This window comes from Glaciimonas sp. CA11.2, assembly GCF_034314045.1.
Lineage (GTDB): Bacteria > Pseudomonadota > Gammaproteobacteria > Burkholderiales > Burkholderiaceae_D > Glaciimonas.
The window spans coordinates 71494-92663 of sequence record NZ_JAVIWL010000002.1; the positions used below are offsets into that span (position 1 = coordinate 71494).

The 21170-nt window shown below is 49.9% G+C and carries 16 protein-coding genes; 8 read left to right on the forward strand and 8 right to left on the reverse strand.

What is annotated here, in order from left to right; genetic code table 11:
• The first annotated feature begins 450 nt into the window (after nucleotides 1-450).
• The gene (mnmH, locus tag RGU75_RS23670) at nucleotides 451-1476 is read left to right on the forward strand and encodes a tRNA 2-selenouridine(34) synthase MnmH (RefSeq protein WP_322240931.1); all 1026 of its coding nucleotides are present in this window, start codon (nucleotides 451-453) and stop codon (nucleotides 1474-1476) included.
• Here the strand turns inward: mnmH and RGU75_RS23675 are convergent.
• Nucleotides 1438-2145 carry a fatty acid desaturase gene (locus tag RGU75_RS23675; RefSeq protein WP_322240933.1) on the reverse strand — a complete coding sequence of 236 codons (708 nt, stop codon included), beginning with the start codon at nucleotides 2143-2145 and terminating at the stop codon, nucleotides 1438-1440. The genes mnmH and RGU75_RS23675 overlap by 39 nt on opposite strands.
• A 278-nt stretch (nucleotides 2146-2423) precedes the next feature.
• A complete protein-coding gene (locus tag RGU75_RS23680) occupies nucleotides 2424-3164 on the reverse strand; it encodes an autoinducer binding domain-containing protein (RefSeq protein ID WP_322240935.1) in 741 nt (246 codons plus the stop codon).
• Nucleotides 3165-3960: 796 nt separating this feature from the next.
• On the opposite strand from RGU75_RS23680, the gene RGU75_RS23685 reads away from it, so the two are divergent.
• The 3 genes from RGU75_RS23685 to RGU75_RS23695 all read left to right on the forward strand — a co-directional run bounded on the left by RGU75_RS23685 (nucleotide 3961) and on the right by RGU75_RS23695 (nucleotide 7516).
• A complete protein-coding gene (locus RGU75_RS23685) occupies nucleotides 3961-5109 on the forward strand; it encodes a Fic family protein (RefSeq protein WP_322240937.1) in 1149 nt (382 codons plus the stop codon).
• Nucleotides 5110-5633: 524 nt separating this feature from the next.
• Nucleotides 5634-6650: an IS30 family transposase gene (locus tag RGU75_RS23690; protein WP_322234666.1), complete on the forward strand. Its 1017-nt coding sequence runs from the start codon at nucleotides 5634-5636 to the stop codon at nucleotides 6648-6650.
• A gap of 38 nt (nucleotides 6651-6688) precedes the next feature.
• The gene (locus RGU75_RS23695) at nucleotides 6689-7516 is read left to right on the forward strand and encodes a DUF932 domain-containing protein (RefSeq protein ID WP_322240939.1); all 828 of its coding nucleotides are present in this window, start codon (nucleotides 6689-6691) and stop codon (nucleotides 7514-7516) included.
• A 934-nt stretch (nucleotides 7517-8450) separates the two neighbouring features.
• Here the strand turns inward: RGU75_RS23695 and RGU75_RS23700 are convergent.
• Complete coding sequence (locus RGU75_RS23700; RefSeq protein WP_322240941.1) at nucleotides 8451-8945, reverse strand: carboxypeptidase-like regulatory domain-containing protein; 495 nt, start codon at nucleotides 8943-8945, stop codon at nucleotides 8451-8453.
• Nucleotides 8946-9722: 777 nt separating this feature from the next.
• Between RGU75_RS23700 and RGU75_RS23705 the strand changes: the two genes are divergently transcribed.
• The 3 genes from RGU75_RS23705 to RGU75_RS23715 all read left to right on the forward strand — a co-directional run bounded on the left by RGU75_RS23705 (nucleotide 9723) and on the right by RGU75_RS23715 (nucleotide 13554).
• On the forward strand, nucleotides 9723-10565 hold the full coding sequence (locus tag RGU75_RS23705) for a hypothetical protein (protein ID WP_322240943.1): 843 nt from the start codon (nucleotides 9723-9725) through the stop codon (nucleotides 10563-10565).
• A 410-nt stretch (nucleotides 10566-10975) separates the two neighbouring features.
• Nucleotides 10976-12115 carry a glutathione-independent formaldehyde dehydrogenase gene (locus tag RGU75_RS23710; protein WP_322240945.1) on the forward strand — a complete coding sequence of 380 codons (1140 nt, stop codon included), beginning with the start codon at nucleotides 10976-10978 and terminating at the stop codon, nucleotides 12113-12115.
• Nucleotides 12116-12315: 200 nt separating this feature from the next.
• Nucleotides 12316-13554, forward strand: coding sequence for a DUF2252 domain-containing protein (locus RGU75_RS23715; RefSeq protein ID WP_322240947.1), 1239 nt, complete (start codon nucleotides 12316-12318; stop codon nucleotides 13552-13554).
• A 113-nt stretch (nucleotides 13555-13667) separates the two neighbouring features.
• On the opposite strand, the gene RGU75_RS23720 is transcribed toward RGU75_RS23715, so the two are convergent.
• From RGU75_RS23720 to RGU75_RS23740, 5 genes are all read right to left on the reverse strand, one after another.
• On the reverse strand, nucleotides 13668-15320 hold the full coding sequence (locus tag RGU75_RS23720; RefSeq protein WP_322240949.1) for a bifunctional metallophosphatase/5'-nucleotidase: 1653 nt from the start codon (nucleotides 15318-15320) through the stop codon (nucleotides 13668-13670).
• A 65-nt stretch (nucleotides 15321-15385) separates the two neighbouring features.
• Entirely contained in the window at nucleotides 15386-16036 is a 651-nt protein-coding gene (locus tag RGU75_RS23725) for a MotA/TolQ/ExbB proton channel family protein (RefSeq protein WP_322240951.1), read from the reverse strand.
• A 169-nt stretch (nucleotides 16037-16205) separates the two neighbouring features.
• On the reverse strand, nucleotides 16206-18521 hold the full coding sequence (locus RGU75_RS23730) for a TonB-dependent receptor (protein ID WP_322240953.1): 2316 nt from the start codon (nucleotides 18519-18521) through the stop codon (nucleotides 16206-16208).
• Nucleotides 18514-19275 carry an energy transducer TonB gene (locus tag RGU75_RS23735; RefSeq protein ID WP_322240955.1) on the reverse strand — a complete coding sequence of 254 codons (762 nt, stop codon included), beginning with the start codon at nucleotides 19273-19275 and terminating at the stop codon, nucleotides 18514-18516. The genes RGU75_RS23730 and RGU75_RS23735 overlap by 8 nt, the downstream gene beginning before the upstream one ends.
• A gap of 6 nt (nucleotides 19276-19281) precedes the next feature.
• The gene (locus RGU75_RS23740; protein ID WP_322240957.1) at nucleotides 19282-19689 is read right to left on the reverse strand and encodes a biopolymer transporter ExbD; all 408 of its coding nucleotides are present in this window, start codon (nucleotides 19687-19689) and stop codon (nucleotides 19282-19284) included.
• A 266-nt stretch (nucleotides 19690-19955) separates the two neighbouring features.
• Here RGU75_RS23740 and RGU75_RS23745 point away from each other — a divergent pair, with 266 nt between their 5' ends.
• The gene (locus tag RGU75_RS23745; RefSeq protein ID WP_322240959.1) at nucleotides 19956-21152 is read left to right on the forward strand and encodes a YbfB/YjiJ family MFS transporter; all 1197 of its coding nucleotides are present in this window, start codon (nucleotides 19956-19958) and stop codon (nucleotides 21150-21152) included.
• Nucleotides 21153-21170 lie beyond the last annotated feature (18 nt).

Sequence of the window (21170 nt, forward strand, 5' to 3'; positions counted from 1 at the left end):
TCCACAAAAACATGTCTAGCGGCTTTGCAATGGTTTTGCACGAACTGAATGACGTGGCATAAGTCTCTCCATGCCTTGACAGCTCCTCTTGTGGTTTGCATTAAATACGTTTGTTCATTCCGAATAAATGTCACATGAATAGTCCAGAATCCTTCCTCGGTTTGTCGTACTGTCACGTCGTAATTGTCACCAACCGACGCAGTCAGTACCTGTAAATCACGTTTTGTTAGTTTCAAATCAGGCATGGATTGACTTTTAGTAGATTGACTAATTACAAAGAAATAATTATTTTTCAATTTTGTTTAAAGAAAAGCTATGCGGCGATGTACATCGCAAAACTGTGAATTGATTGTCTTTTATTTCTCACAGAACACAAATTGGGTAAATTTTTAGGCGTTTTTAAAAATTGGCGTTATGCTGACAGGTTTGCCAAAATTAGACTCTATACAAATGTACAACTTCTCAGACTATGACTTAATCATTGACGCCCGTTGCCAGCGCGAGTACGAGGAGGATCACATCCCCGGCGCTGTGAACATGCCGGTGGTGAATAATGATGAATATGCCGAGGTGGGTACCTTGCATCGCACCGATAAAATGGGCGCGTACCGAATTGGTGTAGCGTATTCGCTGAGAAATATTGCGCGCTATCTCGAAGAGGAGATGCTGCAATACTCACGCAAAAGCCGTATTCTTGTGTATTGCTTTCGTGGCGGAAAACGCAGCAAACTATGGATCGACGCCCTTGAAACGATCGGCTATAGGGTCGATAAGTTGGAGGGTGGTTGGAAAGGGTACCGGCGATGGGTCAATGCGCAGCTGGCATCGGTACCGACCGAATACCATTATCACGTGCTCAGCGGGCCTACCGGATGTGGTAAAACACGCTTGTTATATGCATTAGAGGACGCTGGTGCGCAAGTGCTCGATCTGGAAGATATTGCCGTTCATCGCGGGTCTGTTTTAGGCGAAGTACCCGGCCAAAAGCAGCCGTCACAAAAATATTTCGATAGTCTGTTATTGCGGAAATTTAGCGCGTTTGATCCTAAAAAACCGATTTGGGTAGAGGCTGAGAGCAAAAAAATTGGCAACGTTCAGTTGCCAGATGCGCTGCTCGAATCGATGCGTAAAGGTCAAACCATTGTGATCGAAACCGACATGGCCCAGCGTGTTTTGCTGTGGCGTGAAGACTACCGGCATTTTGAAGAAGACCCGTTTTCGATGTTAGAGCGGTTAGTCTTCCTAAAACCGCTGGTGGGGAATAAGGAATTTGCCGCGTGGGAAGCGTTGGCCGAAGAAAAAGCAATGCCGCAGTTATTTGAGCAACTGATGCGTAACCATTATGACCCTACTTACCGGAGATCGATCTTGCGCAATTATCCAGAGATTGATGCTTCCCCGGTCATTCCGCTACACGACTTATCACCATCTGGTTTGTCAATCGTGGCCAAAACCCTGTGTGGTCAATTCCGCTAAACGGCGGTCCATCACGCTACACCAGAAGGGTGGCAGCATCGCGAGCCAGATCATGGTGAAATACCCGGCAGGGAGTGTCAAGGGTGAGGGTCGCAAGTGGCCGTACCAAAGCAATGGTCGCTTATGGTGCATGTTATGCAAGGGATTGTTGATAAGCAGTCTGTTGGATAACCAGAAATCACCATCCCACGCGACTTCGGATCTGTGGTGACCAGTGCCCCGGACCAGACCATAATGCTGTACGTAACCGATTAACTCCAACAGGAAGGTCACGACAACAGCCTGGCCCACGTACAGTACAAATCCATAAATTCCGCTCAAAAGGGAAAACACAACGACACATAACAATGTCAATACGCAACGCTGCATGACTCTGTTGCGCCAATCTAACCCGCGAAGACGGGTTTCATAACGCCATGCAGTCAGAAAGCCATTTATATATGACGGAACTAAAAACTGCCAAAAGCTAATGCCTTGCGCGGGGGCAGATCCGACATGTGCGATACCTACTTTCGCATGATGGATAGGATGGGTAATAGGATAGGTGGGATAACCCGCGATGCAATAGGTTATGTTGGCAGCAGTAGTAGAGTACCTACTGGAGCGGTGACCTAATTCATGCGCGTGTGCGGCGGCAACCGCGCCGACAACGCCGCACATCAACGCCATACACGTCATCCTAAATGGTGAAACACCTGCGCTGTATTGTATGGAAATAAATAAAAGTAATACCCACAAAATTAAAAAGAAGTGCGGAATATAAAAGGCGACTGTGGATGCGAAAGCAGAATTGTTGACCTTTGCTGGGAATTTAGTACGCCCTATCAAGTGGTCCAGAATAGGAGCGCAGCACAAAAACACGAGTAAGTAGATACCTTCGTTGTGTGTGTAGACAGCGCCTATGGCGAATAGTGGCACCAGCAACGCCAGCAAGAAGCTCAACACCTCTAGCCGAGTAACCCGTTAAGGTTCGCTTCGTGTACCGCATCAGTGATTTTGTCGACGTTGAATTTTTCTTTGATGAGGCCGAACTGACTATAAATCGCACTCGATTTCAGGTTTAGTTTTGCGGCAATCTCAGCGGTAATCAACCCGTTTTTTGAGAGTTGAAGGAGATAAATCTCCGCTTCGGACAGTTTAAATTTGCGCGCCGACTCTTGGTAGAGATGCCGCATCCACCAATCAAGCAACTCCATCCCAAGTGCACGAAATGTAATGCGGCTGCGAAGAAGGATTTTTTCGCCGGTTTGCTGGTCAGCATCGAGACCGACATATAACATCCCCATACGCTCACTAACATTCGCACTACTATGCGTTGGGATGACCATGCCACTGCGAAACCCGTAGGAAGCCGCGACCTCTAACATATCAATTTGGCCAGCTGTGACAGCGTGAATTTCCGAGCCGACCACAGGCGCCGTATTTGAGCGCGCATATTCGACAAATGGATCATTCATAAACCATTTGCGATCATTGTAAATTTTGCACCATTCGGGTTGGCAACCAATGAAATAGCGATACGTGTCCCGCTCCGCACTACGATCATCCTGGCGTAGGGTTGAATAAACGAACGATTCCCCACCAGCCTCCCCCACCACAAATTTACTGATATCAAAAACGTCTTTTTCGGTTTCACAACAAGCTATTTCGCTGATTGCGGAGAATACATTTTTATCCGTGAGATCCATCGGTATCCATGTGGTGAAATGTTCATTCTGCCAAATCGACATCCTTATCTGAACCTGGTTGATGGTAAGAAGTTCCGCAGCTGCCGCAAATCAGGGCATCTGTATCCGTCTTAATCGGTTGCGTTGTCCACACAAATACGGACTCCTCGGTGCATGCCTGGCATTCTTTGTTTTGCAACCAAAAAGGTTTTTTGCAACTCTCGCAATTGAAATTATGCATTTCATTTGCTGGTAAAAATTCCCAATCATCGACGTACTGATGGTTGCAATGAGGGCAGTCAAAATGGAGGTCTGTGGTCATTAAAGGGGTCTTTTAAATGTGTAGCAATAAAAATGACTGCTAGTTTAACGGCATTGTATGCTTTTTGAAAAAGATCAATGAATTCGTAAATTGCGCTGGATTTCAAGCGCGCACTATTTAGCTATAGGGTTGAGATGCATTTTGGTGACGTTATTGTTGTCTTTGAAAGGGCAAAAAAGTCTTGTTACTTCGATTTTGGCTGTTTCTGACAGCCGCATTCCGCATGTGATATCCATATAGCTTTGAGGTGCCATCATCGTGTACTTTACGACCTGCAATGATGTTTACATGCCGTCCCGGGGAAAGCGCTGGATGAATTTACCTTTACGACGGTCGGATAATGGGCGTCACCGGAGTCCGGTAAATTCCTGACGAGCGATTTCACTAACGCCTGAAACTGGACGGACTTATGCTGCATTAAGTTGGTTTAAACACCTTGCAATCATATTAAAGAATGCTTTAATATCATATCAACATATTAAAGAAGACTTTAAAATGCACCGATCCGCTGGCACCTACGTCATCACAACAACATTAGGCGAAGCGATTCGCGCTTTCGTTCCGCACGCTTTGCCGCCGGCTGATCCTCCGCTCTCTCTGGACTCCTATGCTGCACAGAACCGTGCAGCGGAACTGGCACTTGCCCGTTTATCCGGTGTGTCAGGGTTAGTGCCATCGGTCGATTGGTTGTTGTATAGCGCTATTCGGAAGGAAGCACTGCTCACCTCCCAGATCGAGGGTACACAAGCCACTTTGACCGATTTGTTTGATGAAGAGGCTGGTCTCGAGGTCAACAACAGCGACGACATTGAGGAGGTAACCAACTACTTGCGTGCATTTCGTTTGGTACAGGATAATCTTCGCGATACCAACGGGCTGCCAATCAGCGTGCGTTTGATTTGCGATGCACACAGGTTGCTGCTAGATGGAGTGCGAGGAACTGGCAAGCAGCCGGGCGAACTTCGACACTCACAAAACTGGATTGGCGGGAGTAGGCCCGGCAACGCTGTATTCGTTCCTCCACCGGCCGATCAGGTCGCCAACTTGCTGGGTGACGTGGAGCGCTTCATCCACGCCGAACCGGCGGCGCTTCCTCCTATGGTTAAAATTGCATTGGTGCATGCGCAATTTGAAACAATCCATCCTTTTCTTGATGGTAATGGGCGTATTGGCCGCCTACTGATCGCCGCCCTGCTGGAGCAGTGGGGATTGCTGCAAGAGCCGCTGTTATATTTGAGCGGCTATCTGAAACGGCATCAGGCCGAATACTACCAATTATTGTCTGGCATTCGGACAGAGGGTAATTGGGAAGCCTGGGTTGTATTCTTCCTTGACGGCGTAACCGCTGCTGCTGCGGAAGCAGAACGCAGCATCGTTGAGATCGCGAGCTTAGTCGCTGCTGATCGCCGTCGCCTACTCGACTCGCCCAAGTCCGGCTCTGCTGCCTATCGTTTGTTCGAGTTGCTGCCCATGATGCCGCGTTTTACTGTAGAGCGGGCACGACAAAAATTAGCTACTAGCTTTCCAACCGCAAACGCTGCGGTCAAGATGCTCACTGACCTGGGTATCGTCATTGAAATGACCGGGCAACGGAAGAATCGTAGTTTCGGATATCAAGCGTACATTGAATTGCTGGCGAAATAAATACCAGTCACGAACGCCGGACCAGAATACAGTTTATTTGAGCATCTTAGATGAGCTCATGTGAGAAGAGGGCGGTTAAAGCCGGAGGTACTCTGTACAAGGAAAGCGGCTGTCTTTTGCCGACCAGTTTTAAGCACTAGCGGGAGGCTGGCGATATGACTATCGTGCGACACGAAGTCGCTTGTGGAAGTTGTTCCCACTTCAGCGGAGGGAACCACCAGTATCACTTGATGAATGTCCACCCCCTGGATGGTGAAATTAAATCAAATGATGCGACAGATAGGGTGACACAGGGGGTAAGCCGCATACCACCGGATACAGACCAGGATGACGTCGATCGGAAAACGCATTCCTTTGAAGCTGAGCATGGCAGGCCGTCCACAGTTATGGGCTTCAAAGTCTACCTGGTCCCCTTGACGGCTCCGCTAATGCGACAGAACCTACAGAACCCACATCGATAAAATTACTTAAAAGCGGGCGTTCTCAAAGACCAAGTGCAACACCTTCTGCTGTAAGGTGCCGCCATGGCGAAAATTTACAAACATTTAACTACTCAGGAACGCGCCGTCGTCATGACCATGCGCGACGACCTGTGCTCCACCCGATCCATTGCTAAACGCCTTTGCCGTTCAGCCAGCACGATTAGCCGCGAACTCAAACGCACCAGCGGTGCCGGCGTCTACGATGCCAATCTGGCCCACGCACAATGCCAGGCGCGTCGTGTCCTGCCGCGACGTCTTCCCAAACTGCACGCGGACGGGGCCTTGTTCCAGGTCGTCCGGCATCAGCTAAAACTCCTCTGGTCGCCGCAGCAAATAGCGCGCAAACTCAGGGCCCTTTGGCCCGACAATTCTGAGAAATCTGTGTCCCACGAGACCATCTACAACGCCATCTACTTGCACCCACGCGGCGAACTCAAGCGTGAGCTGATTGCCTGCCTGCGTCACCACAACCAGGTCCGTAAGCCACGCAGCCGTGGCACCGATCGCCGGGGTCAGATCCCAGATATGCAGAGCATCCACATCCGGCCTCCAGAGGTCGAGGACCGCCTCATTCCCGGCCATTGGGAAGGGGACTTGATCAAGGGTGCCGGCAACCGCTCATCGGTGGGCACGCTGGTCGAGCGCACGACCGGCTTTGTGGTGCTCGCCAAGATGGACAACGCAACCACCAAAGCGGTCGTCGACAGCTTCTCGGCGGTGCTCAACCGCGAGCCGGCAGCGATGCGCAAGACCATGACTTACGACCAAGGGCGCGAGATGCACGGCCACAAAATCCTCACCGAGCGCACCGGTGTTCAGATCTATTTCGCCGACCCGCACAGCCCTTGGCAGCGCGGGTCAAATGAAAATACCAACGGCTTGTTGCGCCAATACATGCCCAAGGGTTCGGACCTGTCGATCTACTCTCAGGACGAACTCGACGCCATCGCCTTGTCGCTCAATACGCGTCCAAGAGCAAGGCTCGATTATGAGTCGCCACTCGTCGTTTATACTCAGCACATCGCGTTGCTACAACATCCGACTGACACTGTTAATTAACCCAGTGTTGCGCTTGGTATTTGAAACCGCCAAATATCATGCAATTATCTTCCCGATTTGGCCGTAATCAACACGTTTTGCGCTCGAATTTCCCCCTGACAGACGATCAAATTACAGCAGTCGCTCCTTCGATTTTCGCGGAAGAAAAACACGCCAGCCGGTCAGAGCGGTACACCTACATTCCGACAAGTGATGTGCTGCGCGGTTTGCGTAAAGAAGGATTTAGCCCGTTCATGGTTTGCCAAACTCGCACTCGTGACGATGCGAAGCGCGACCATACAAAACATATGATCCGCTTGCGCCATGCAAGCCAAATCGACGGCAAGGAAGCCAACGAAATCATTTTGCTGAATAGCCATGATGGTTCATCGTCGTATCAAATGCTATCCGGTGTTTTTCGCTTCGTCTGCTCGAATGGCATGGTTTGCGGCGACATATTAAGTGATATCCGCATTCGTCATAAAGGCAACATCGTTGACAACGTGATCGCAGGTGCTTTTCGTGTCCTAGACGATTTCGAGCTGGTCAATGGACAAAAAGACGGGATGAAATCCTTAACGCTCAACGAGGGAGAGCAAGGAGCATTTGCCCGCGCTGCATTAACTTTGAAATACGATACTGAATTGACACCGGCACCTATCACCGAAAATCAAATTCTGCGCCCAAAACGAATGGAAGACCGTTCTGATAATTTGTGGACAACTTTTAATTGTGTTCAAGAAAACTTGGTTAGAGGTGGTTTGCGTGGTCGCAGCGCTACCGGCCAAGTCAGTACGACACGCGAAGTAAAAGGGATTGACCAAAACATCAAACTCAATCGCGCCTTATGGGTTCTCGCGGAAGAAATGCGCAAAATTAAAGGGTAAGAAATTTAAACGAGGCGGATTTCGCCGCCTCATTTTACAAGTCAAATTTCGTCATGACGAAAAAATGACTTGATGGAGCGGATGAGTCTGGAAACCCTAGGGGTAGGGCGCCTTGGTTCTACAAGCCCCGGTGTTTTAGAAAGGCGATGAGGTAGGGACTTATATGCAGGTCACCCATGACCCCTTTGGTGGTAATGCAGGTCACCCATGACCCCTTTGGTGGTAATGCAGGTCACCCATGACCCCTTTGGTGGTAATGCAGGTCACCCATGACCCCTTTGGTGGTAATGCAGGTCACCCATGACCCCCTTTGGTGGTAATGCAGGTCACCCATGACCCCTTTGGTGGTAATGCAGGTCACCCATGACCCCTTTGGTGGTAATGCAGGTCACCCATGACCCCCTTTGGTGGTAATGCAGGTCACCCATGACCCCTTTGGTGGTAATGCAGGTCACCCATGACCCCTTTGGTGGTAATGCAGGTCACCCATGACCCCTTTGGTGGTAATGCAGGTCACCCATGACCCCTTTGGTGGTAATGCAGGTCACCCATGACCCCTTTGGTGGTAATGCAGGTCACCCATGACCCCCTTTGGTGGTAATGCAGGTCACCCATGACCTCCTAAAGAGATAGAGAGGTTTAGTTTTAAAGAGAGCGAAGCCGCAATCTCGTTGATATCTTCAGGGACTGTAATATGGCAGACATCAAATCACAGCCCAACCACAAAAGTGTGCATTACTGATCATTTAGCTCGATTCGTTCCTATTTAATTTTTTTTGAGTAGTTTTCATGGATTTTTGGTGTAGCAGCAAATGGGTTTATGTCGTCGAACGAGAAAAAAATGGACCCTACTTCAGCCGCCCGCGACGATATTTTTTTCCGTAGGAGCTTATGCATTTCTTCGTCATGACGAAGAAATGGTTTGAGGTAGAGGCTAATGCCGTAGGAGCTTATGCATTTCTTCGTCATGACGAAGAAATGGTTTGAGGTAGAGGCTAATGCGGGAGTTGATGGTGACGTTTGCGAGCGCTGCTACATTGGCGTCCTTGGCCCCTCCGGCCTTTTCTGACTTTTCTGACTCAGCTGCCCCTTTGCTCTCAGTTCCGATAGTGATAGCACGGGTCGTTACCGGCCCCGTGTCCACATGGACCGCCTGCTCTATAGGTGGTTGTTTTCCAACCGTAATCACTAGCGTGTAATTCCCTGGCGGCAAATCTTTAAATGAGAATTCGCCGTCGCTGGCACTAGAAGTGCTGTCACCGGTCTCGCGAATTTCCAGCCGTGCATTTGCTACCGGGCGCATGTCCGCATTAGATTGAAGATGACCCTGTAAACCACCTGAAGTCGCGGCAATAGCAACATGTGCGATGACGTTGGTGGTGAGCCCCAACAAGATGCATACTCGTTGTGCTCGTTTTTTACGTAGCATTATAGATTCCTTAACGAATTCGATATCACTATTACAGCAACCCGCGGAGGTGCGGGATTGCAAAGAGTGCTCAATATCTACTCGTTTTGTTACCGGAGAATTACAATGCGATGCATTCCGTTGCAATCAAACACGATCATCGCTGGCTAAGTATTGGATAAGTATTCAGTACTAGAATCATGCACCCCAGGTTATTTATGTTAATAAAAAGAAAAGTATTTGCGGGATCCTGGGCCTCAGAAAAATCGTCCATACGCACCAACTATATTTTGTAAAAGTGCTTGATGGACAGCTTGTGTATTAATCGAAGCTGGTTCATTAGGTTTGTCTTCCTTGCGCTCGATTTTATGCCACTATTTTTCCCCTTCTCTTGCCCCCTTACCCATAATTCCGAACGCCGGATTGCGTTTTGTCCGCTGATCGCACCTTGCGAAGTGCCGCTATAGTCCGCTTGCCGCCATTGTCAATTTGCGACTGTAAGAAGAAATTTAATGAATTACTAAAGCAGAATTTCAACTTTCAGTCGGTAAGATCCCATTGAAAGTGACTATCAGCCTATATTATTAATTCAATGGAAACTATCGCCATTCCTATGGCTATACTGACGCGCCATCGTTTGCAACGGTATAGCCGTCCGCCTTTGCAGCAGAGCAAATGGTACTGAAGTACCGCGCGTTACTGTTACTACTTTCACCACATCACTGCTATCAAAACACTGTCACCGCTCTCACACGCAGTTCCGCATAAACAAAGCACATCACGGTACAAAGAGGAAAAATGTTCAATTTCAAAAAAAACCTTAGAGGGTCACGCGCTGTGTTCCAGGCAAGCGCTTCCAAAAGTCATCCGCGCGCGTGGTTTGTGCGTAGTTTGTTGGGGTGCACATGCGCAGTGAGTGCAGGTTTTTCATTACCTGTCCAGGCTGCACCAGAAGAAGTTCAAGTCTACATGGACGATTTAAGTGGTCCCGGTCATTTCGGTCTCGATGTGCATAACAACTATGTGATTTCTGGGGCTGATACCCCAGCCTATAAAGGTGAGTTGCCTCCTCGCCATGTGTACCGTCTGACGCCTGAATTTTATTACGGCCTTACCAAGACAATTGAATTGGGCCTGTACGTTCTGACCACGCGTGATGCGCAGGGTGGCACGCACAACGAAGGTGGAAAGGTACGCATTAAGTACATCGCGCCTCACGATGCAACAACGGGGTTTTTTTGGGGCGTTAATCTGGAAGCAGGGAAAACTAATTTACGTGTATCGGAAATGGCTTGGAATGCTCAGTTAAAAGGTATTTTGGGTTATCGGACAGGTCCGTGGACATTGGCCATCAATCCAAATCTGGATTGGAGCCCATCAAAAGGTGGTGGCCCGGTGGTAGGGTCGCTTGATGGAAAAGTAGCGTATAGCTTGGCAGAAAAGACGCAGATTGGCTTCGAAATATACAACGAACTAGGTCCTGTGAGTAATCCTCAGGCACTCAACAAAAACAGCAAAACATTGTATGCGGTGGTGGATCAGGAGGCGGGCGGATTTGATATTAACGCGGGGATAGGTCGAGGTCTCACCAACGATGCGGACCGCTGGGTACTGAAATTTATTGTCGGTACGCACTTCTGATTGATGCAGTTGTAACGGTTTACTTCAAGGCTGCATTACCGAATCGGTCTGTCGCATTTGATGTTGATGTAAAACGACTGTCTACCTCCCGTTACGCTAAATTTTGGGTGAGTTCGCGGCAATAAGACCGCAATTGGTGCGGAACTATTTTTTCATAACTTTATCTACCAAATCTTGAGAAATATTTTTTATTACTGCAAATATTAGCAATGTTTTAGAGAATCATTTTTTCAAAAATTCTCAGTAAATGCGCCGAATTTTGAATGTTTATCGTGTTATTTAACCTGTTGTCTGTAGCAAGATAAACGTATTAGTTGCGTAAGCTCAAGAGACGTTTTTTGCGAGCAGCGTCTTTTTTGTGTCTGGAGTAACCGCAACCCCGATGTGACCACCATACAGAAGGAGTCGTTATGAAAGCAGTCATCTATAAAGGTCCACGCGATGTCGAGGTGAAAGAAGTTCCTGATGCCACGATTGAGAAAGCTACCGATGTGCTGGTGAAAATTACCACCACCAATATTTGCGGATCGGATCTTCATATGTATGAAGGGAGGACCAATTTCGAACCGGGAAATATTTTCGGGCATGAAAACCTGGGTGTGGTGATTGAAATCGGTAGTGCCGTAGAGCGCATCAAAGTGGGCGATCACGTCTGCATGCCCTTTAACATTGGATGTGGTTTTTGCGAAAACTGTGAACGTGGATTGACCGGATATTGCTTGATCGCAAATCCTGGTTCTGCCGGGGCAGCGTATGGCTTCGCAGGGATGGGGCCGTATAAAGGAGGGCAGGCAGAACTGTTGCGCGTTCCTTATGCGGATTTCAATTGTCTTGTTTTGCCGCCCGATGCCGAAGAAAAAGAAAATGATTACGTCATGCTGTCAGATATATTTCCCACCGGCTATCACGCCACGGAACTCGCCGGCGTGCAGGTGGGCGATTCAGTGGTTGTGTATGGCGCCGGACCTGTCGGTCTGATGGCGGCCTACTCATCAATCATTAAAGGCGCAAGCAAGGTGATGGTTGTTGATATCCATAAGGACCGACTAGATCTTGCTGAAAAAATTGGGGCGATTCCAATCGATGATAGTGACGGGTCCGGTATAGAGCAGGTATTGGCGTTGACGGACGGGATGGGTGCTGATCGCGGCTGTGAATGTGTTGGTTATCAATGTTGCGACCATAAACGGCATGAGGTGCCGAATCTGACGATGAATAGTCTGGTGCAGACCGTGCGCGCTACAGGTGGCATTGGCGTAGTTGGCGTTTTTATTCCGGAAGACCCGGGCGCAGCAGATAAGCTCGCCAGGGAAGGAAAAATTGCTTTCGATATGGGGCAGTTCTGGTTTAAGGGCCAACGTATAGCGACCGGGCAGGCCAACGTAAAAGCCTATAACCGCAAGTTAAGTAAATTAATCGCGGTCGGTAAAGCGACGCCATCATTTCTCATTTCACATGAACTGCCGCTAGAGGAAGCCCCTAAAGCCTATAAACATTTCGATGCACGCAAGGACGGTTGGACCAAGGTTGTTTTGAAACCGGGGATGTAAAACCGGAGACTACGTTCTTGCCAAACGATCCTTACAAGGATGCTCATGGCTCTACTTTAGTTATTCAGTCATGAGCAGGTCACAATGTGTTGGCAAGAGGGAAACGTTTACATCTGGGCTTGTGTTGTGCGTCCATCCATCACAAATTGCTCTGCAATTTCGATATGATGTGTGTAATTAGCCATCGATCGGACAGCCCAATGACCAAGAAAAATTCCCCGTATTCATCCGTTATCATTGACGCCATCCAGCGCAACAATGCAGGCCGTGAGCCCGAGCGGCTGGCGATGAAGTACGCCAAGATGTCCCAGAACCCGTTCATCTTCCTGCGCGGTACCTGTCATCTGTTCTACGATGCATTGCCGGATACTCCGCTATTTCGGGATGCGCCTCTGGCATGGTGTTGCGGGGATTTGCATTTTGAGAACTTCGGCAGCTACAAGGGCGACAACCGGCTGGTTTATTTCGACATCAATGACTACGACGAGGCCGCTTTGGCTCCCGCTACTTGGGATATGGTGCGGTTATTGACCAGCGTCCAGTGCGGCGCTGATGCGCTGCGTGCGACACGCGCGGAAGCGTTAGCGGTTAGCCAGAGCTGTCTGGATGCTTACCGCAGTGCCCTCATTACCGGCAAGCCGCTCTGGGTCGAACGAGAAACCTCCAGTGGGCTGGTAAATACGCTGTTAACGGCCTTACAGGGTCGGGAGCGTGCTGCGTTCTTGAACAAGCGGACAATTTCCAAGGGCCAGCGACGTAGCTTGAAAATAGATTGCGTAAAGGCGCTGCCTGCCTCTGATTCTCAGAAAAAGACGGTCATCAAGTTTATGGATCGTTATGCATCCAGCCAGCAGAACCCGAATTTTTTTCAGGTACTCGATGTGGCACGCCGTATCGCAGGTACCGGTAGCCTTGGGGTGGAACGTTTTGTCGTGCTGGTCAATGGAAAGGGCTCTCCGGACGGCAACTATCTGCTCGACATTAAAGAGGCCAAACCGTCCGCGCTGGTACCTCATCTCAACCGCCTAGGGATCAAACAGCCGGTTTGGGCGGATGAAGCGAGCCGTGTAGTGGCGATTCAAAAACGGATGCAAGCGGTTGATCACGCATTTTTACAGCCGGTAAAACTGGCTGGATTGTCGTGCATCCTTAAAGGCTTACAACCCTCAGAAGATCGGGTGGCGATCGGCGACTGGGGCAAAAAGCTCGACCGCCTGAAGGAGGTCGTATCCACGATGGGCCGCAATCTGGCATGGGATCAACTTCGCGCATCCGGACGATCAGGCGCAGCTAATGCAGATGCGCTGATCGCCTTCGCACAAGGGGATGACTGGATGCAAGAGATGCTGGATGCGTCGCTAGAAATGACGCATACAACGCAGCAGCAATGGCAAACTTTTGTAGCGTGGCGAAGCAGTAATCCAACACCTGCTGATTGAAGTTTCAGGAGCAAAGCCACGCCAGTGATTGAGAGCCTTAACCTTTCATGCCGGTCGTACTTCAAAGAAGCCCGGTGTGATCCTTTTGGATTTCCCGCGTTTTTTGAAAATCATCAGTGCACGCGCACAATCCGATAAGCTGCGCGTGGTAGTCCTGCCGGATGTCCATCGCGTTCGCGTGCAATCAAATACCTGCTCAGCGCATCCAGATCATTGATGCCGGTATCCAGACGTTCGGTGCCTTGGGTTAGCACACTGAATCCGTCGCCGCCCTGGGCAATGAAGCTATTGAGGCTGACCCGGTATTGCTGATGCGCGTCTATAGCAATCCCATTGAGCGTCACGCTGCCTAATACCACGCGGTGTCCGACGGGTTGTTTCAGGTCCCAGCGATACTGCAGACCATCCGAAATTTGCAGCATGTTGTGACCCCAGCCCTGTTGCTCGAGCAAGGCTAATAGCTGAGCGCCACTGAGCGATTCCACGATCAGCGTATTACCAAATGGCATAGTGATCGCGAGCTGCGCATAGTTACTGCCATTGGTACCGCTTTCCAGATCCTCGCGGATGCTGCTTTGGTTAAGCATTGCGATTTTTGCGCCAAATTCGCGGGTCGCCGCAAGTTGTGAATCGGCGATCACATCGCCCAATGGCGACTCTCCGGCATCGTTCATCGCGCGGTCGATACGCGGCAACGCGAGGTGTGCAATCGGTTTTGCCAACACCGCTTCGCTGCGTGCCTTTAGTTGTTGTAGAAATAGAGAAAGGGCAGGGTCAGGCACGTATTTATTAGTTTCCATCAAGACGTTATGCGCAGTGATAGCAGTAATTTTTTTTGATAAGTCAACAATTTTGGGATCAATCGTCAATTTAATGCGCGTTAGCATGTGACCGTAAGATTCCCCCTGTGTCACGGTGCGCCCATCAACCTGGCAGGTGTAGCCATGATGCGTATGCGCGCTGATGATCAGCTTGATCGCCGGGTCCAGATGTTTGACGATCTCGACTATCGGACCGCGCAGCTGCGAACAACCGGTCTGGTCGAATGGCTCCTCCGTTTCGCCACCCTGATGAATCAAGACTACGATAGCGCTGACACCTTGGGCCTTAATCTCGGGTACCCACCGATTGATGGCATTTGCTTCATCGGTAAAATGTACGTTAGCGATACCGCTACCGGATACAATCCCTGCGGTACCTTGTAGAACAGCGCCAATAAACGCGATCTTGATGCCATGTGTCTGTTCGATGCGATACGCTGCCAGTATGGGCTGGTTGCTGGCGTTGTCGATAACGTTAGCGGCCAGATAGGGGAACTGTGCGCCTGGAAAATTACTCTCAAAACGACAAGCTTTGTCTGGACGGGTTGATTTACAACCGCCATGTTGATAGCGCATTAACTCTGCACTTCCTTGATCAAATTCGTGATTTCCAACTGAGCTTACGCGTAGTTTGAGTTGATTGAGCGCCAGAATAGTCGGCTCATCGGCCCACAGCGAAGATAGTGCCGGAGTGGCGCCAATCATATCGCCAGCACCCACGAATAGTAATTGTGGATCTTCGGCACGCCAGACATTCAAGGCACCGCCGATTGTATCGATGCCGCCAACTTTGATCTTGCGTGCAGCCGGTTCGCCAGCAGCGATAAAGCTTTTCGTCTCTGATTCAAGATGGCCATGTAAATCGTTTATAGCGACAAGATTGACTTCAACCGGCGCTCCCGACGAAGCGTTTTGTAACGCGCTGCATGCTGTTATTGCAATCAAAACAGCGCTACAAAAAATAAGCTTCCAAGTCAAAGGCTTTGTACGCATAGTGTTTAAAGATTCCATCAAGCGATATGCAATTTATTGGGCTCGGCCGCAGCCTGTATCTGGGTGCGTTTGTCGGTGATCCCGCCGACACAGGCGCGTAGCATCAACACTTTCAAATGATCGTTAATACGTTCAATACGCTCCTGAAACATATTAAAGAAAAACATCCCCACTACAGCGATGCCGATACCCAGCGCTGTGGCGTAGAGCGCCGTACCGATCCCTTGTGACACCTGACCTGGATCAGATACGCCGGACACAGCGAGCGCTTTAAAGGTATCGATGATACCTAAGATCGTACCAAGCAGGCCCAACAGGGGGGCGGCGGTGACGATCGTATCGAGAATCCATAGCCGATGCTGGACTGCACCGCGGTTGGCAATATATACCGACTCACTAAAATCTTCGAGGTCTTTTTCGGTAGTCAATTGATGTTTTTCGGCCAAAATATCGGACACTAACGTGAGCGGTAAACTAGGCTGCGCGGTCAGTTCCTGTGGCAATTCTTGTACATGCTGTACCGCATGCGTCATCGCTTTTTCTAGTCCAATTGCCTGACGCAGCGTGTAATTGAAAAACAATCCGCGCTCGATAATCACGAAGATTGCCAAGGCAGCGCACGCGTACATCACATAGAACGCCAGCTGGTGAAATAATTGCATGTTCATGCGTGAACCTTTTTACATAAATTAAGTGAGGTTATGCAAGGTAATAGAAGCGAAAGCTTGATAAAACCCGCAGACAAAGACAGTTTTGCGTGTAGCCGGACCGTCCTTGCTGCCCGGAAGCCTGTAGCGGCAAGGACGAGCGGCAAGGACGATTTATGGTGGGTCCCGTTTAGAACGAACCCGCCAAGGTTACCGTTGCGGCACGGGCGCCACCGACAACGTAATTGGGCACGCCAGCGGCTACTTTGCCGTAGGCTATCGCATTGGTGGCGACGCTATTGACTGCGGCAAGATACTGTTTGTTAAACAAATTCAAGCCGGACAGCGTGATCGTTGCGCCCTTCATGAAACCGATTTTTTCAAAGCGGTAACCAGCGCTCACATCAAACAACGTATAGCCACCGATCCTCTCGTTGTTCGTCATGTCGCCGTAGACACTGCTGGTGTATTTGCCAGTCAATGTTGAAAAGAAACGCTTGTCGTCATAGCCCAGGCTGGCACTCAACATTTGCCGTGGCGTATTGGTGAACTGCTTCCCTTGGGTTGGCAGCGCTACGCCGTTGGTAACGAAGTTATCCTGTTGAATCGCGCTGGTAAAACTATATGCACTGTGCACATTAAGAGTCTTGCTCAATGCGTAGCTGGCTTCGAGTTCGAAGCCTTTATTCACGACGTTACCGACGTTGAAGTTAAAGCTGGTACCGTCGGTATCGACAACCTGTGCCATGCGATTGCTAAAACTGATGTAAAACAGTGTCGCGCCAAATGCTGCCCGTTCTGCGCTATAACGCCAGCCTAGTTCTTGCGACCACGACGTCTCCGGCATTTGATCGGCCTTGCGCGTAACGTTACCGTTAGGCAGTAAGGTGAAATCGTACAACGTATAATTTTGCGGCGCGCGGAACGTGTGGGTCAGGTTATAAAACGTGCTATTACGTTGGTCGATCTGGTATTTCAGACCAATACTAGGCAAAAACTCCTGATAGTCCTTACTGGCTTTGACATCCTGACCGTTGGTATTTGCCAAGGTGCCGTAATCATCTCCGCTACGGCGGACGTGGTCGTAGGCCACGCCAGCTAAGACACTGAACTGGTCGCTGAAAATGACCGAGTCTTGCAAGAAAAGCTTCTGTGAAATTGTTGTGGTGTAGCGATTGCGGCCGCTGGCTTGAACGATGTTGCCGTTCTTGTCCACCAGCGCGTTCGAGTGTCCCCACGAATCAGATGGGCTACCACTTTGATCGATAGGAATGAAAGGACCAGTCTGCATTTGGCGCGACCGCTCCATCCAGTAACCCAGGCTCAGGTCATTTGCACCCAGACTGGTTTTAAGGATGGTCGTTATGCCTGGACGATAAGTGACAGTATTCGAAATCTTATAAAAAGCGTCAGTGCGCGCACCGCTGGGTAAAGTCTGGGTAGTTACAGCGCCAGCAGGGAAGCCGATCTGTCCACTAGAGCCGCCGCCGTTACCGTACCAGAAATATGGATTAACGATCAGTTGCAGATTATCGGCTAGTTTAAATTTGCCATTAAGGACGGCCAGATAGTTCTCAAAAGGATTCTGGTGAAACTGGTAGTAATTGGTGTTGACCTTGCCATTGCTACCCAGCAGTGAACTGGTGTAGAGGGCATTACCGGTCTGATACTGCGCCTTGGTCAAGCTACTGAACTGATCATTGTTCTGATGGTTATACTTGAATGTAAAATCCAGGCTGTTATCCGGATTGATATCCAGCACCGATTTCATCTCAAAGCGATTCGTGCGTAAGCTGCCAGGTTCACGCCATTTGTTTTCGCCAGTATGCGACGCTGAAAACCAGGTGCGCATTTTCCCAATGCCCACATCGTGCTCACCGGTATTAATACGGACAAATTCTTTATTCAGTCGGTTGTTGCCCACTATCTGCTCAATATACGCGCCAAATTCCCTGGTCGGCAGCATCGTCACTAAACCGATATTGCCGCCGCTGGCGCCGATATGCGGTGCATCGGTATCAGTCGAACCCTGCGTAACAAAAATTTGCTGCAAGTTTTCTATGTCGCCCAGCTCGGTTGGATAAATAGCGAAATTACCCGAGTCGTTAACTGGTGCACCATCGACAGTAAAACCGATCTGATCTGAGTTAAAGCCGCGCATGGTAAAGTTGGCGTCTGCCAAACCGGCGGCGTCACTCGACGTGACATGCACGCCCGGCACTGTAGAAAGCAGTTGTACCGCGTTATTTGTTGCAGGCCTTTGTTTCAACGCTTCACCAGTGATGGTGGAACGCGACTTCGGCGCATCTTCATCCACCATCAGGCCACCGCTACGCACATCGCTTTGGACATCGATATTACCCAAATTTACGTCATCGGCAGCAAATGCCATGGTCGTGCAACCAGCCAGTCCAGCGACGATCATAGCCAGGTATAAAGGGCGATATTGCAGTCTTTTAGGACTACTATGATTGCCGTTGCTCTTGCTTTGCGCCTTGTTATTCATGCGTTTCCCCTTGTAAATCATTTGGTTCCCTGTGTGTATCAGTGCTGTAAAAGAATGTGACGATAAAGCGTTTTTGGTCTATGCCTCTAAACGCGTCCGATGGAAATTTTTCGACTTGTTTCAGCCGTCTTAAACTACTTTCTGCAGCCCTGTTCAACAGCATGCTTGACGCTGGCGTGTCAATTCCCGATCCGTTCACCTCTCCATTGCGATTGACCTCCAGCCATACCACCACCTTGCCTTGCGGCTGCTCCATAGTGGCTTCACGCGAATGCGGATAGGTTTTTTGGCGCTCTACATCTGCCTTCAATTTGGCGTAATAATTTTTCTCAAGCGAGATATCGACGCTCGGCTTGGGAGTCGGTGCTGGTGTCAGCGCAGGCGTTACAGGAGCAGGAGTCGGCACGGGCACGGCGACTTGCGTCGCGGTGGGGTTACCCGGCACGTGGCTCGGGCTTACCTCGGCGATTGAAGTTGGCGCAGCCGCTTGAAGAATCGGACGATTCTGCGGGGGAGGTTGCACCACGCTAGCCTTCATCGGCGGCGCCGACTTGGGGGGAGGGGGCGATGGAAGATTTGGCACCAGCACCGCGGCAGGTTCCATCAAGGTAATCTTTACGAGCGTATCATCCTGATGCGGTGCGATGCTGATCGCCTTTTGCAGGCCTGTAACCACCAGAATGACAAGCAAAAAAATTGCCGGAAGGCTTGCGGCAGCATTTCGAAAACGGAACAAAAATGGCATCGTCATCATGGCACGCTAACGCTTACGGGTGGCGATAGAAATCGATTCAAAGCCGTTCTGCTTTAAGATATCCATGACATCTACCAACCGTTGTACTTCAACCCCGCGATCACTATTAACAATGACGTTCAGTTGTTCGCCGGACTTCTTGCTACTGTTCAGGCGCGCGACCAGTTCAGCCATCTTGATAGCGATACCATCAACTTGTAACGCATCGTTTAATCCAAGCGTGATGACGGCCTTATTCTGCGGCTTTAGTTCTTGTGAATTGTTGGAGGTTGGTAAATGTGTTTTTAGGCCTAGGGCCGGGATCACGTTCAAACTTATCAGTACAAAAAATACCAGCAAAAACATCATCACGTCGATCATTGGAATAATTTCCACGCGTGCTTTCCGTTTTTTTGGTTCATCCCAACTACGCATGGTGTTACTCCGATTAACGATTTTTTAAAAAAAGAGGTGCTAAAATTATAATTTTTTGATTAGGCGGAGCATATAGAGGATTTATTTCAGCGGTATTACATCGGCGGCCCGAAATGTAAAATCCCGCTGAATGGGTGACAAACAGCTTGGACGTTGTTCCTGCTAAAATGGCAACTTAAAAAAAATTAATCAGACTATTCGACCATCACCTCTGCGGCCTGCGCCTCCAGTACATCAAACGAAGGAGTCGGTTAGCCGACAGCGAAATGCGCCATCCCATTTTAATAGCAGTCTTTTTGTCCTTTGGTGCTGCGGTTGCTTTAGGCTTATCACGCTTCTCATACGGCTTGCTACTGCTGCCTATGCGGGCCGATTTAGGATGGTCCTATTTGCTCGCGGGAGCGATGAATACCGGTAATGCGTTCGGTTACTTTCTGGGTGCGCTGGTCACCCCAAGCATCATACGACGGGTCGGACCGCAACGATTAATGATCATCGGCGCAGTGTTAACAGGCGCGTTCATGTTGCTGTCCGGTTTTATGACGAACGCTGGCGTGCTGTTATTTCAACGTGTTTTGGCGGGTATTTCCAGTGCCTTCATCTTTATCGCCGGCGGTGTACTGGCCGCACATCTCGGCGCATTGCGTGGCAAGCAGGTGGGTTTGCTGCTCGGCCTGTACTATGGCGGCACCGGCGTTGGTATCGTGCTGTCCGCAATCGTCGTCCCGATCACCTTAACCGCGGCGCAGATACATGGCGCTTCTCATGCATGGCAGTGGGCATGGTATGCACTGGGAGCGATTTGTTTTCTCGCCACACTCCTCATGCGCTTTGCAACCAGCAGCATCCCTCAGACATCGCAACTTAAGGGTGGGCATGATCACTTTAAGGTACGTTTGTTCGGCTTTGGTTTGACATCGTATTTCTTGTTTGGCGTGGGCTATATCGGTTACATGACGTTCATCGTCGCACTCCTCAAGGAACAGGGCATGCGGCCCTCAATGATCACGCTGTTTTATACCGCCTTGGGGATAGCGGTGATGGCGTCGTCGTTTATCTGGGCGCGCATGCTGGACTACTTCAAAGGTGGTCAAACGCTGGCGATTTTGAATGGCTTGCTTGGTGTAGCGACCCTGTTGCCGGTCTTGACGGTATCGACGCCAGTGCTATTCATATCGGGAATATTATTTGGTGGCGTCTTTTTGTCTGTAGTCAGCTCAGCGACCGCATTGGTACGTCATAACTTGCCCAGTGCCGCATGGTCAGCAGGCATCAGCGTCTTCACGATCGCATTTGCGCTGGGGCAAATCGCAGGTCCGACGGTCACCGGCTGGATTGCCGACGGCCCTGGGGGACTAGCGACGGGATTCGTGTTTTCGGCACTGGTGCTTTTTGCAGGTGCCGCGCTAGCGCTGTGCCAGCGTGCGCTGCTCCCCATAACCGATGCCGTGTTGTGCGACTAAAGTCTGATGACGGATACA

What these genes read in the sequence shown, in the direction of transcription:
- mnmH (WP_322240931.1), top strand. Translation starts at nt 451, where the DNA reads ATGTACAACTTCTCAGACTATGACTTAATCATTGACGCCCGTTGCCAG.
- RGU75_RS23675 (WP_322240933.1), bottom strand. Translation starts at nt 2,145, where the DNA reads ATGGCGTTGATGTGCGGCGTTGTCGGCGCGGTTGCCGCCGCACACGCG.
- RGU75_RS23680 (WP_322240935.1), bottom strand. Translation starts at nt 3,164, where the DNA reads ATGGATCTCACGGATAAAAATGTATTCTCCGCAATCAGCGAAATAGCT.
- RGU75_RS23685 (WP_322240937.1), top strand. Translation starts at nt 3,961, where the DNA reads ATGCACCGATCCGCTGGCACCTACGTCATCACAACAACATTAGGCGAA.
- RGU75_RS23690 (WP_322234666.1), top strand. Translation starts at nt 5,634, where the DNA reads ATGGCGAAAATTTACAAACATTTAACTACTCAGGAACGCGCCGTCGTC.
- RGU75_RS23695 (WP_322240939.1), top strand. Translation starts at nt 6,689, where the DNA reads ATGCAATTATCTTCCCGATTTGGCCGTAATCAACACGTTTTGCGCTCG.
- RGU75_RS23700 (WP_322240941.1), bottom strand. Translation starts at nt 8,945, where the DNA reads ATGCTACGTAAAAAACGAGCACAACGAGTATGCATCTTGTTGGGGCTC.
- RGU75_RS23705 (WP_322240943.1), top strand. Translation starts at nt 9,723, where the DNA reads ATGTTCAATTTCAAAAAAAACCTTAGAGGGTCACGCGCTGTGTTCCAG.
- RGU75_RS23710 (WP_322240945.1), top strand. Translation starts at nt 10,976, where the DNA reads ATGAAAGCAGTCATCTATAAAGGTCCACGCGATGTCGAGGTGAAAGAA.
- RGU75_RS23715 (WP_322240947.1), top strand. Translation starts at nt 12,316, where the DNA reads ATGACCAAGAAAAATTCCCCGTATTCATCCGTTATCATTGACGCCATC.
- RGU75_RS23725 (WP_322240951.1), bottom strand. Translation starts at nt 16,036, where the DNA reads ATGAACATGCAATTATTTCACCAGCTGGCGTTCTATGTGATGTACGCG.
- RGU75_RS23730 (WP_322240953.1), bottom strand. Translation starts at nt 18,521, where the DNA reads ATGAATAACAAGGCGCAAAGCAAGAGCAACGGCAATCATAGTAGTCCT.
- RGU75_RS23735 (WP_322240955.1), bottom strand. Translation starts at nt 19,275, where the DNA reads ATGATGACGATGCCATTTTTGTTCCGTTTTCGAAATGCTGCCGCAAGC.
- RGU75_RS23740 (WP_322240957.1), bottom strand. Translation starts at nt 19,689, where the DNA reads ATGCGTAGTTGGGATGAACCAAAAAAACGGAAAGCACGCGTGGAAATT.
- RGU75_RS23745 (WP_322240959.1), top strand. Translation starts at nt 19,956, where the DNA reads ATGCGCCATCCCATTTTAATAGCAGTCTTTTTGTCCTTTGGTGCTGCG.